Origin of the sequence: Blastomonas sp. AAP53 (assembly GCF_000331245.1) — a bacterium.
Lineage (GTDB): Bacteria > Pseudomonadota > Alphaproteobacteria > Sphingomonadales > Sphingomonadaceae > Blastomonas.
In genome coordinates, this window is the sequence record NZ_ANFZ01000004.1 from 109,817 (window position 1) to 122,305 (window position 12,489).

The 12,489-nt window shown below is 63.2% G+C and carries 9 protein-coding genes; 4 read left to right on the forward strand and 5 right to left on the reverse strand.

The features are described from left to right. Positions 1-9: 9 nt before the first annotated feature. From glmS to D618_RS0102325, 3 genes are all read left to right on the forward strand, one after another. Positions 10-1,833 carry a glutamine--fructose-6-phosphate transaminase (isomerizing) gene (gene glmS, locus D618_RS0102315; RefSeq protein ID WP_017669871.1) on the forward strand — a complete coding sequence of 608 codons (1,824 nt, stop codon included), beginning with the start codon at positions 10-12 and terminating at the stop codon, positions 1,831-1,833. Positions 1,834-1,845: 12 nt separating this feature from the next. Then, positions 1,846-2,235, forward strand: a complete 390-nt coding sequence (locus D618_RS0102320) for a GFA family protein (protein ID WP_017669872.1) — start codon at positions 1,846-1,848, stop codon at positions 2,233-2,235. Between the two features lie 367 nt (positions 2,236-2,602). Continuing rightward, the gene (locus D618_RS0102325; protein WP_026091198.1) at positions 2,603-4,954 is read left to right on the forward strand and encodes a GGDEF and EAL domain-containing protein; all 2,352 of its coding nucleotides are present in this window, start codon (positions 2,603-2,605) and stop codon (positions 4,952-4,954) included. A gap of 23 nt (positions 4,955-4,977) precedes the next feature. On the opposite strand, the gene purQ is transcribed toward D618_RS0102325, so the two are convergent. Both purQ and purS read right to left on the reverse strand, forming a co-directional pair. Further along, on the reverse strand, positions 4,978-5,652 hold the full coding sequence (gene purQ / locus D618_RS0102330; RefSeq protein WP_017669874.1) for a phosphoribosylformylglycinamidine synthase subunit PurQ: 675 nt from the start codon (positions 5,650-5,652) through the stop codon (positions 4,978-4,980). Further along, the gene (gene purS, locus D618_RS0102335) at positions 5,649-5,882 is read right to left on the reverse strand and encodes a phosphoribosylformylglycinamidine synthase subunit PurS (protein WP_017669875.1); all 234 of its coding nucleotides are present in this window, start codon (positions 5,880-5,882) and stop codon (positions 5,649-5,651) included. The genes purQ and purS overlap by 4 nt, the downstream gene beginning before the upstream one ends. A gap of 176 nt (positions 5,883-6,058) precedes the next feature. Between purS and D618_RS19805 the strand changes: the two genes are divergently transcribed. Further along, positions 6,059-6,208, forward strand: coding sequence for a hypothetical protein (locus D618_RS19805; protein ID WP_017669876.1), 150 nt, complete (start codon positions 6,059-6,061; stop codon positions 6,206-6,208). Positions 6,209-6,223: 15 nt separating this feature from the next. Here the strand turns inward: D618_RS19805 and D618_RS17460 are convergent, their stop codons facing one another. From D618_RS17460 to D618_RS18890, 3 genes are all read right to left on the reverse strand, one after another. Beyond that, positions 6,224-9,169: an insulinase family protein gene (locus tag D618_RS17460; protein ID WP_017669877.1), complete on the reverse strand. Its 2,946-nt coding sequence runs from the start codon at positions 9,167-9,169 to the stop codon at positions 6,224-6,226. 169 nt (positions 9,170-9,338) lie between these two features. Next, a complete protein-coding gene (gene purC, locus D618_RS0102350) occupies positions 9,339-10,118 on the reverse strand; it encodes a phosphoribosylaminoimidazolesuccinocarboxamide synthase (RefSeq protein ID WP_017669878.1) in 780 nt (259 codons plus the stop codon). Positions 10,119-10,453: 335 nt separating this feature from the next. Further along, the gene (locus D618_RS18890; RefSeq protein ID WP_017669879.1) at positions 10,454-12,439 is read right to left on the reverse strand and encodes a S41 family peptidase; all 1,986 of its coding nucleotides are present in this window, start codon (positions 12,437-12,439) and stop codon (positions 10,454-10,456) included. Between the last annotated feature and the right edge of the window lie 50 nt (positions 12,440-12,489).

Here is a 12,489-nt window from a genome sequence, read left to right on the forward strand (position 1 = left end):
CTTTGTTGCATGTGCGGTATCGTTGGAATCCTTGCCCGTCGTGATGTCGTTGCCGATCTGGTCGATGGCCTGAAGCGGATGGAATATCGCGGTTATGACTCGTCGGGCGTGTGCACGGTGCACGATGGGCAGCTGGTGCGCAGGCGTGCCGAGGGCAAGCTGCGCAACCTGGTCGATGTGCTGGCAAAGGATCCGGCACCAGGCCATGTCGGCATCGCGCACACCCGCTGGGCGACGCACGGCGCGCCGACCACGTCGAACGCGCACCCGCATGCCACCGCCGAGGTGGCTTTGGTCCACAATGGCATCATCGAGAACTTCAAGTCCCTGCGCGATGCGCTGATCGCGCGCGGGCGGGTGTTCGAGAGCGAGACCGATACCGAAGTCGTCGCGCACCTGGTGAGCGAACGGGTCGAGGCGGGCGACAGCCCGCAGGACGCGGTCAAGGCGGTGCTGCCGCAGCTGCGCGGTGCGTTCGCGCTCGCCATCGCCTTCCGCCAGCACCCCGATCTGCTGATCGGCGCGCGGCTCGGCTCGCCGCTGGTGCTCGGCTATGGAGACGATGAGACCTATCTGGGATCGGACGCGCTGGCGCTCGCCCCGCTGACGCAGCGCATCGCCTATCTCGAGGAGGGCGACTGGGTGGTGCTGACCCGCGAGGGCGCGCAGGTCTATGATGCCGACAATGCGCCGGTGGAGCGCGAGATCACGCTGTCGGGCGTCACCGGCGCATTGATCGACAAGGGCAACCACCGCCACTTCATGCAGAAGGAGATCTTCGAGCAGCCGGTGGTCGTGGCGCAGACGCTGCAAAGCTATATCCGCTCGGTCGAGCAGAAGGTGGCGCTGCCGCAGATGGACTTCGAACTGTCCGACATCGACCGGGTGACGATCATCGCCTGCGGCACTGCATCCTATGTCGGGATGATCGGCAAATACTGGATCGAGAGCCTCGCGCGCGTTCCGGTCGAGGTCGATGTCGCGTCGGAGTTCCGTTACCGCGACCCGGTGCTGAGCCCCGGCATGCTGGGCGTGGTCGTCTCGCAATCGGGCGAAACCGCCGATACGCTGGCGGCGCTGCGCCACATGAAGGCGGGCGGGGTGACCACCGCCGGGATCATCAACGTGCCGACCAGCTCGATGGCGCGCGAGGTCGATCTGCTGCTGCCGACGCATGCCGGTCCCGAGATCGGGGTGGCCTCGACCAAGGCGTTCACCTGCCAGCTGGCGGTGATGGCGGCGCTCGCGGTCAATCTGGCGCGCGCCAAGGGACGGCTGAGCCAGGCGGAGGAAGCCGAGATCGTGCGTCACCTGATCGAGGCGCCGGCGGCGATCAATGCGGCGCTGGCGCACGATGCCGAGATCGAGGCGATGGCGCACACTATCGCGCAGGCGCGCGATGTGCTGTATCTGGGGCGCGGGCCCGATTATGCGCTGGCGCTGGAAGGCGCGCTGAAGCTCAAGGAAATCAGCTATATCCATGCTGAGGGCTATGCCGCGGGCGAGATGAAGCACGGCCCCATCGCGCTGATCGACGAGGCGGTGCCGATCATCGTCATCGCACCCTCTGGCCCGCTGTTTGAAAAGACGGTGAGCAACATGCAGGAGGTGCGCGCGCGCGGCGGCAAGGTGGTGCTGATCTCGGACGCGCAAGGGCTGGCCGAAGCGGGCGAGGGGTGCCTCGCCACCATCGAGATGCCACGCGTTCACCCGCTGATCGCGCCGCTCGTCTATGCCGTGCCGGTCCAGCTGCTCGCCTATCACGTCGCCGTCGCCAAGGGCACCGACGTCGATCAGCCGCGCAACCTGGCCAAGTCGGTCACCGTGGAGTGAGGTAACAGCGCGATGTCAGCAGAATCGATCACGGTTGCAGGTGGCTGCCATTGCGGTGCGGTTCGGTTCGAGGCGGAGGTACCGCGCACCGTCCGTCTGCTCTCGTGCAACTGCTCGATGTGCGCCAAGACAGGCTTTCTCCATCTCATCGTGCCGCACGCGGATTTGCGTCTGATATCGGGCGGTGAAAGCCTGACGAGCTATCGGTTCGGCACCGGTCGGGCCGAGCATCTGTTCTGCCGGATCTGCGGGATCCGCAGCTTCTATCAGCCGCGTTCGCACCCCGAAGCCTGGTCGGTTGATCTGCGGTGCCTCGATGAAGGACACGGATTGGCCACCGAGATCGAGGCATTCGATGGGCTCAACTGGGAGTCGGCGCGCGCCGCCTTGGCCGACGATTGATTTGCAAATCCTGCAAGTGCATGGAAGACAATTGCACTTGTACGTCAGCAATTATGACCTATTTGCGTCCTCAGAGAGCAGGATGTCTGCACGGCCAATTCCAAAACACTTTCTCAGGAGTTCGTCATGCGTATTGCATTCAATCTGGCTGCTGCCTTCGTGAGCAGCGCCGTCATCATGCTGGCCGTTATCTGATTTCAAATACCACCGGACAACCGGTGGTACGGCCGGTTCGCCATCGCCTGCAGCCCGCAATGATTGCCGGCTGCAGGCAAGGTGCTCCCCAGGCAATCCCAGCCCGCCATCGACACAAAACGTAAAGCACCGCGGTTACCGTTCGCTAACTTTGTTTGGCTATGTCGCCGGGGTGAGCAAGACCAAACACAGCCCATCAGCCGCGCGTGATCTGCCGGTCATGGCCATTCTTGGCCTGCGCGATAGCGCCGATGGTGATTGGGACCATTTCCGCGCGATCCAGTATACCGGCCTTGCCCGTTACTCGAACCTGCGTGTCGTCACCAATCTGGTGCTGGGCCTGATGGTCTGCCAGCTTTTCAGCGGCTTCGTTCCGCTGTGGCAGCTGGCGGGCTGGATGGCGATGCTGGGCGCTGCACTCTTTTTTCCGACAATCGTTTACCGCCAGAGCGGCATGGTCAATCACGATCACGTTGCCCGTCGTTTCGTGCTGCAGCTCGTCGCGGCGACCAGCCTGATTGCGTTCGTCTGGTGCATCCCCATTTTGGTGTTCGCGCCTTTGGCAGGCGACCTTGAACTCGCCACCGTCTGGACGATCCTGGCGGCGCTGGTCGTTGCGGGAACGCTGCTGCTCAACGCGTTGCCGCTGGGTGCGTTCATGTTCAACCTGGTGCTGATGTCTGCCTCGATTGTTGCCTATTGGCAGGCAGGCAACATGGTGACCGTGGGTGCGATCACCAGCTTCTCGATCCTTCTGGCGCTGTCTGGGTTTGAAAACGCGCGCGGTTACCTGATGTTCAAGCTGTCCGAACATGGCCTGGCCGAAAAGGACGAGGTGGTCAGCCTGTTGCTTCGCGAGTTCGAAGAGGGGGATGCTGACTGGCTCTGGCAGATCGACTCCGCACGCCGCATCATCAACGCCAGCCCACGCTTCGCCTTTGCCGTCGGACGCGAGGTCAGCGAGATCGAAGGCATGCCGCTGACCCAGCTGATTGCCGGCAAGCTGTGGGAGGGGGGCAACCTTCCCCCCAGCCTGCATATCCTGTCCGACAAGCTAACCAAGCGCGAGAGCTTCTCCAACCTTGTCGTCAAGGTTCATGGCGCGGACAAGACATTCTGGTGGGAATTGTCAGCCTCGCCGCGATATGATGACAACGGCACCTTCACCGGTTTCCGTGGTGTCGGGTCCGATGTCACCGAAAGCCGCGAGAGCGCCGAGAAGATCGCACGGCTTGCCCGCTACGACACGCTCACCGGACTGCCCAACCGCCTGCAATTGACCGAGGCGCTCGACCGCGCGCTCAAGGAATGCGAGCAGTGGAACTGCCGCTGCGGGTTCCTCATGATCGACCTCGACCGGTTCAAGTCGGTCAACGATACGCTGGGTCATCTGGTCGGGGACCGGCTGCTCGCGCAGGTCTCGCTGCGGCTGCGTTCGCTGATGGGCAAGGACGAGATGTGCGGCCGGCTGGGCGGAGACGAGTTTGCCGTGGTGATGCGCGATACCGGCGATGGCCAGCGTATCGGCGATATCGCCGAACGCATCATCGACGTGCTGTCGCAGCCATATGAAGTCGATCAGCACACGCTGTTCATCGGTGCCAGCATCGGCTCTGCGCATGGCCTGCGCGACGGCCGCACGGTCGAAACGCTGATGCGCAGCGCCGACCTTGCGCTCTATCGGTCAAAGGACGAGGGCGGCGGTCGCCATAACGTCTACGAGCCGCAACTGCACAGTCATGCCGAAGAGCGCCGGGTCATGGAAATGGCGTTGCGCAAGGCATTGGAGAAGGACGAGTTCACGCTCGCCTTCCAGCCGGTGGTCGATGCAGGCAGCGAATCCCTGGTCGCGTTCGAGGCGCTGCTGCGCTGGCACAACCCGGAATTCGGGCAGGTATCGCCGGCGCGTTTCATCCCCCTTGCCGAAGATGCGCGCCTGGTCGTGCCGATTGGCAACTGGGTGCTGCACCGCGCCTGCCGCGAAGCGGTGACCTGGCCCGCCAATATGCGCGTTGCCGTCAACGTTTCGGCCGAGCAGCTGTACGAGCCGGATTTCGTCGACACCGTGGTCGAGGCACTGTCTGAGGCCGGGCTGCCTCCGCAGCGGCTTGAGCTGGAAGTGACCGAGAGCGTGTTCCTGCGCGAAGGGTCACGCGCCGGCGAAACGCTGGACCGCATTCTGGCGCTGGGCGTGGGCTTGTCGCTCGACGACTTTGGCACCGGCTATTCCGCGCTGGGCTATCTCAGCAAGACTCGCTTCACCACGATCAAGGTCGATCGCAGCTTCGTGCAGGGGGCCGCTCGGGGGGCGCAGGAGAGCATTGCCATCATCCGTGCCGTGGTTGCCATGGCCGACAGCCTGGGCATGTCCACGACCGCCGAGGGCGCGGAAACCGAGCACGAGGTGCAGGTCGTCCGCAAGCTGGGCTGCAAGAAGATCCAGGGCTATTATTACGGGCGCCCGATGATGGCGAGCGATGTCGGAGAGCTTTTCAGCGATGACCGGTCGGCGATCTACGGCTGATACTCAGCCGCAGATCGACAGGTTCAGGCGCGTTCCAGCACCGATTGCGCCAGGGCCTCGAACAGTCGCGCTCCATCGGTTCCGCCGTGCTGCGGTTCGACCATCCGCTCAGGATGCGGCATCATGCCCAGCACGTTGCCCCTGGCATTCAGCACCCCTGCAATCGCGCGCGCTGATCCGTTGATATCCTGATTGTAGCGGAACGCCACCTGGCCTTCGCCCTCGATCCGGTCGAGCGTGTCGGCATCGGCGAAATAATTGCCATCGTGGTGCGCCACCGGAATGCGGATCGTTTCGCCCTTGCTGTAGGCGCTGGTGAAACGGCTGGATGCGTTCTCGACGGTGAGTTCGACGGTCTGGCAGACAAAGCGGATGCCGGCATTGCGCATCAGCGCGCCGGGCAGCAGTCCCGCTTCGGTGAGAATCTGGAAGCCGTTGCAGATGCCCAGCACCGCAACGCCGCGCTCTGCGGCCTGCACCACCGCGCCAACGACCGGCGAACGCGCGGCCATCGCGCCCGAACGCAGATAATCGCCATAGGAAAAGCCGCCAGGAACGCCGATCAGATCGAGCCCCTCGGGCAGCGTCTGTTCGCCATGCCACAGCCGGATCGGTGCATGGCCGGTGACCCGCTCGATCGCCACCGCCAGGTCGCGGTCGCAATTGGAACCGGGAAAGGTGATGACGGCCGATTTCATGCGACGCGCTCGATCCGGTAGTTCTCGATGACCATGTTGGCGAGTAGCTTGCGGCACATCGCGTCAATGTCATCGTCGCTGGTATCGTCGGCCAGGGTCAGCTCGATCAGCCGTCCGGCGCGGACGTCTTCGACGCCGCCAAAGCCCAGTCCTTCCAGCGCATGGTGGATGGCACGACCCTGCGGATCAAGCACGCCGTCTTTCAGGGTCACATGGATGCGGGCCTTCATCGGCGTCCTCCTGGCTGAATGAATGGCCTGCCCTATACCGTGCGCCAGCGGCGGGGCAAGGGGGTGCTTGCCCTCAGTTTGGTTGGTAATGCAGCTTCTGGCATTAACCGGCCTCAACAAAGCGCTGTAAATGCTTGTCGCATAGCCTTTCTGCACAACAGGGGGGTGGGAAACGCATGGCAGGCCTGGCACTGGCAATGTTCATCGGATTGTTCGGATTCGGGCATGAAATGATGGGATGGAGCGACCCCAGCGGTAATGTGCGGCTGGGGCTGTTCATGGCTTTCATCTTCGGCATCATCAGCGGTTACCGCACCCGGGCGTAACCTGCACCGGTTGGATCAGCGTGGCGCTGCGTTGGTGGTCACCGGGGATTGGCGCGATGCCAGCGCGGTGCCAGCCGCTTCATCCTCGTAAAGGGCCTGGACGAGCAAGGCTCGCTCGGGCGCCAGATAGGTGCGTGCCATCGTCAGCAGTTCATCGGCGCTGACCTTGCCGAAGGCGGTTCCGCCACTGCGGAACCGGTCGAGCCGGGCGGGCTTGCTCTGCGCGCTGTCGACCACGCCCAGCCAGGCCGAATTGCTCTTCACGCTGTTGGCGATGTTTTCCAGGATCGGCGTGCGCGCGCGGGCCAGCTCGTCGGCCGCAATCGGCGAGGGCACGGGCGCATCCCCCAGCGCACGAGCGGGGGCCGAGAGTTCCGCCGCAATCTGCCGCACCGCCTCTGCCACCTTGTCGACATCACCCGTCGCGACATTGGTGCTGATCTGGATATAGCCATAGCCGGGGTAGATCGAAGAGGTGAACGACCGGGCGACGGGTGAATAGCTGGCGCCCAGCTGTTCGCGGATCTGGTCGGTCACCTTGATCTGCAGCAGCTCGGCCAGCAGCCTCAGCCGCACATCCTCGCGATAATCGCCGTCGTCGGTGGTCGGCCAGTAGAATTCGACGATCGCCTGGTCGGCCTCGCCCTTGTGGTGCAGCACGCGCGGCGCGCGGTTGGCGGTGAACTGGCGCATCCGGGCATCGCCATAATCGCGAAAATCCGCCTCGCGCTCTGCCAGCGCGCCGAACGTGGCGGCGACGGCGGCAATCGCCTCATCCTCGTCGAAATCGCCGACCAGCCCGATCTCGATCGCGCCCTTGGCCAGCCGGTCGCCGATCGAGGCCTTGAGGTCGTCAAACGTCAGCCGCTCGAACACCGCGCGGTCGGCCAGCGAGAAACGCGGGTCGTTGTCGGACAGGATCGCGCCGATCTGGCTGCCGATCGCGCCTTCGGGCGTGGCGTTCATGCGCGCGTAGAAATTGGGCAGATAGCTGCGGTACTGGTTGATCGCCTCGCTGCGATAGCCCGGATGGGTGGTGAACGCGGCGAGCACCTGCATCTGCAGCTTGAGGTCATCGGGCGTGGTCGCCAGATAACCGCCGAGATAGTCCTCGCCCGACCCGAAGTTGAGCGAGACCGCACGGCCGGCGAAGATCGAATAGAGGTCGTCCAGGCTGTGCGCCTCAAGCCCGCCGCGCACGAAGATGTTCATCAGGCTGGTGGCTTCGGGGTTGTCGCGCGAGGCGAGCAGGTCGCCGCCATCGATGCGCAGCGAAACCAGCACGCGGTTCTTGTCGAAATCGGTCTTCTTCAGGTTCAGCCGCACATTGTTGGCAAAGCGGACGGTGCGGATGCCCAGGTCCTCGATCGTGCTGTCCGCCACCACGGTGCCGGAGGACCCGAAGTCCTGATAGGCAAAGGCCTGCGCATCGCGTGTCTGCGGCTTTGCGACTTTCGTTTTCTGCGCCTCGGCAAAGGCGGTGCGCAATATGTCTGCGCCGCCTGCAGGTTCGACCTTGGTGGCAAGGTGGATCAGCGGCTTGTCGAGCGTGCCGAAATCGTTGCGCAGCGCCTTGAGCAGGATCTTGGTGGTCAGCGCATCGCGCAGCGCGACAAAGCGTTCAAGCTGGCTTTCCGGCGTGGTGACGATCATGCCATCCTTGGCCATCGCCATGACCTGGTCGGCCAGCTGGTCATTGGGCCGTGTCTGGTGACCCAGCACGGCGTTTTCATAGCCGGTGGTAAAGTTGGCGAGCTGCTCGGCCAGTTCCGCCTTGGTGAAGCCATAGCGCAGCGCTGCGCGAACCTCGCGCTCGGCGGCGGCCAGCCCGCGCTGCCACTCGCCATCGCGGGTGGCGACGTTCAGCACCGACTGGTTGGCGATTTTGTAGACATCCGACCGCCCGATCGACGCGCCGACAAAGGGCGCGTTTTCCTGCCGGGCGATCCGCCCCAGCCTGCGCCCGACGATGTTATAGGCCAGCGCGCGGGTGAGCTTCGCGCGGCGCGCGGCCTTGCTGTCGGGCTCTTCGACGTAGGGCGAAAAGCGGATCGCGGTGGCCACCTCGTCAATCGCGGGGTGGGTGAAGATATTCGCTTCATCGGTGCGAGCGGTGTTGATGTTGCCCAGCGGCACGTGCGGAGCCTCGCCGCGAGTGGCTTGCCAGTTGCTGAAACTCGCCTGGATCTTTGCCTCGATCATGGCGACATCGACATCGCCCACGACCACCAGCGTGCTGCGGCCGGGCGTGTAATAGCGTTCGTAAAAGCTGCGGAAGCGCTCTGTGGGCGCGGTTTCGATCACGGCCCTGTCACCGATGGGCGAGCGGGTGGCGATGCGCGTGTCGGGCACGGTAAAGGCAAACAGCGATTCGCGGTTGCGCTGGGCGTAATTGGCGCGGGTGCGCATTTCGGAGAGGATGACGCCGCGCTCACGCTCGATCGCTTCGGGCTCAAACCGGATTTCGCTTGCGGTTTCGCGCAGCAGGTACAGCGCGGTGTCGACCGTTTCTGCCTTCACGTTGGGCAGGTCGAGCAGATAGCCGGTCTGGTCATAGCTGGTGAAGGCATTGGTATCCGCGCCGAACTCCAGCCCCAGCCGCTCCAGAATCTTGATCATCTCGCCTTCGGGCACGTTTGTCGTGCCGTTGAACGCCATGTGCTCGATGAAATGGGCGAGGCCGCGCTCGTCTTCGGCTTCGGAGGTCGAGCCTGTGTCGATCAGCAGCCGCATGACGGCCGTGCCCGGCGGCGTCGCGTTCTTGCGGATGGCATAGCGCATGCCGTTGGGCAAAACGCCAAAGCGAACGGCAGGATCGGGGGTCAGATCGCTGGCAGCATAGCCCCAGGCAGAGGCGATGGCCGCTTCGTCGCGAACGATCGCAGAACTTTCGCCGGGGGTGCCAGACGTCGATTCGGCAAGCGCGGATTGGGCCCAGGAAGGGGCAGGGGCCATCATCATCGCGGCAACGGCAAAAGCTGCCAGCGCCGACCTTGCTGTCAATACGGAACGCCGGCTGCCTCGATCCATCTCCGCCCACTTGTTATTGGTGTGTGGCGAAAATGTTGCATGCGCGCTTCTGTCACGCAAGATGACGGAAACGTAAAGCGATCAGGCGGTTTTCCCGCGCTTATTTGCCCTTGCGGCGGCGGTGGCTGTCGAGGTCGAGCACCTCGTTGTCGCCGCCTTCGTTAAGCAGGCCCAGACGACGGGCGACCTCCTGATAGGCCTCGACTTCGCCGCCCAGGTCACGCCGGAAACGGTCCTTGTCGAGCTTTTCGCCGGTTTCCAGGTCCCACAGGCGGCATCCATCCGGGCTGATCTCGTCGGCCAGGATAATGCGCGAGAAATCGCCATCGAACTGACGGCCGAACTCGAGCTTGAAGTCGATCAGGCGGATGCCGATCGCGGCGAACATGCCGCACATGAAATCGTTGATGCGGATCGCCATCGACGAGATGTCCTGCATCTCTTCCTGCGTCGCCCAGCCGAAGCAGGCGATATGCTCTTCGGCGACGAGGGGATCGCCGAGCGCGTCGTCCTTGTAGCAATATTCGATCAGGGTGTGCGGCAGCGGCTGGCCTTCTTCCAGACCCAGCCGGGTGCAGATCGATCCGGCAGCGACGTTGCGCACGACCACTTCGATCGGCACGATCTCGACCTGGCGGATCAGCTGCTCGCGCATGTTGAGGCGACGGATGAAGTGCGTGGGGATGCCGATATGCGCAAGCCGCGTGAACACATATTCGCTGATGCGGTTGTTGATCACGCCCTTGCCGTTGATCGTGCCCTTCTTCTGGGCATTGAATGCGGTGGCATCATCCTTGAAATACTGGATCAGCGTGCCGGGCTCAGGTCCTTCATACAGGATCTTGGCCTTGCCTTCGTAAATCTGGCGGCGGCGGGTCATGGCACGTATCTCCGATAGAAAGCAGGACGCCCCGGTGCGGCTACTCATGCGCGCAGTGCCGGGGCGTCGTTCAGCGCCCCTATAGCCGCAAGAGAACTTGCGCGCAATTGTGCTGTCTGCGCCTGTTTGTGGCCTGTCATGAAACCGGACAGGGAGGTGGTTTCACCACCGATGGCAGTGTCCGCAACTGGGGAGCGCTTAAAAATGCGCGAATGGCCGATGATGGGCAGGAAGCCACCGTGCGATCTCAATACCTGTTCCTCGCACCGAGCGGTCTTCTTTCCACTTGCGCTGATGAAGTCCGCACTCGATGCGGTGTTGGTCTGCGGCCAACCTTACTGCCGCAATTCATAGCTCTGGCGCATAAGAAACGGTTCTCCCGCGACGCGAGTCTGCTTGGTGATCCGCAGCCGATTGCCATCGCGGGTTACTATCTTGCGCGCAATCACGGTGCGACCGTTTTCGAGGGTTTCACCTTCGAGCACGATGGTGATCGAGTCATCCTTGGCCGATGCACGCGATTCCACCACTCGCCATTGGTCTGGAGCGTTGCTGCCCATGGAAATGGTGAGTGATTTGCCCGAACCGTCGAACACCCAAGTCTCGGATGAACGCACCGTCTTGCCGGGGCCGTCATCGAACGTCCATGCCAGCATGTGCCCGTCGCTCTGCATCACGGTTGGCAGGGTTTCGCGGGTGTCATCCGTGTAGTCGCGGTAGTCGAGCGTGCCGGTCCAATCGCCCGCCAGCACCCTTGCAGTCAAAGCTGCGGTTTCTGTGTTAGTGGTCAGCAGACCCTGCGCCACCCCAACCGTGCGGTCGCGCCCAGCTTCGAAATCAGCCAGGGTCGGCACGACCAACTGATCGACCGCGACGCCCTTGCCCAGATCAAAGCTTTCGATGGCATTTCGGTTCCAGGCTTCAGGAACGCGCACCTTGATTCCGCTGACGGGCAGCTTCAGCAGGAAAATGCGCCCTGCGGTCGGCCCTTCGGCGCTGCCGCTGCTATCCTCGCCAATCACGGTTGCGCCTGCCTTTTCCTTGAGCTGCGCGATCGCCATCGTGGTGGCCGATCCCACCCGTGGGCCGCTGAGGATGGTCAGGCGTCCGGTAAAGCGGCCCGCGTTGACCGGTTTCTGTTCGAACCGGGTGTCTTTTTCGCTGACGACGGCGCCCTTCATTACCGGAATCCGCTCATACCAGCCATCATCGGTTCGCTTGAAGCTGTCGAGCGGCGGGTTGAACAGCGCGTCTCTATCGCCCCAGGCGCTAACATATTGTGGCAGGTCGCCATAACGTACCGCCCTCAACCGCAGTGGCTTGAACCACGTGAAGGGTTGGTCGATCAGATAGCGCCCCAGCGCCACCGGCACATCGTCCGATCCGCCGCCATTCTTACGAAGATCGATAATCAGCTGCTCGGTGCCCGCTTCCTCCATCGCGGCGAAAAACCCGCTAAGGAAAGCTGTCGCCTGAACGGGATTGCGATAATTGACGAAGGTATCGATCCCCAGCCGTGCGACCTTGCCGTTCATCCGCCACGTGGTGCTGTTGTAAAACTCGCTGCGATACTTCGCGCCAGGCCCGGCCAGGGCTGTCCACTGCGCAAACCCGATCGGCCGGAGTGTGGCGGTGGTGGACTCAGTTCGGCCTACCAGCTTCCATTCGACCTGCCAGCTATCAGGAAAGCCGAAAAGAGCTGGGTAATTCTCGTTGAAATCATCTCCCATCAGATCACTGTCATCCGCAAGCTTGGCAGCAATCGCCTGGTCGGTGGTGCCGTCATAGGAGACCAGCGGAGCAAGCCTAAGCAGCAGCGCGGGTACCGCCATGCCATTGATACCGAGGATCTCGCTCCCCATCGGAGGCGCGCCGGCCTGCCCATCGTTCGACAGCACGATCATCCGCCCTTCGATCATCTGGAACCGCAGCGGCAGATGGGTGGGATTGTTGGTGCGGAACGCAGTCAGTTCGTCCGACATCTCCGCCTTGGTATGATCGCAGTGGATCGCAGCAAGGAGGCGCGCGACTTCGGCGTGCAACGCGAGGTCGGTGATTGGCGCAGAGACGGCGGCTTCCAGCCGCGCAAAAGCCGCGTTTATCTCGGACTTGGAGCTGTAGCGGTAAAGACCAGGGTGCACCATCTCCAACGCGCGGCGCAGCAGGACGACGTCGCGGATAGCTTCCTCGGCGCTCAACAGGCGCGGCGCGTAACGGGGTACGACCGGCGTAGCCGCGACAGCAAGTTCGGCGACGGCTGCTTTCAAGGGAAGCGGCAGAGTGCACAGGGCGGCTGCGGCGGCGAGATTAAGGCTTTTCATAGGGATCGCTCCAGTGGTCTGTAACGAAATCGTCTGTGTCCCGAACTGAG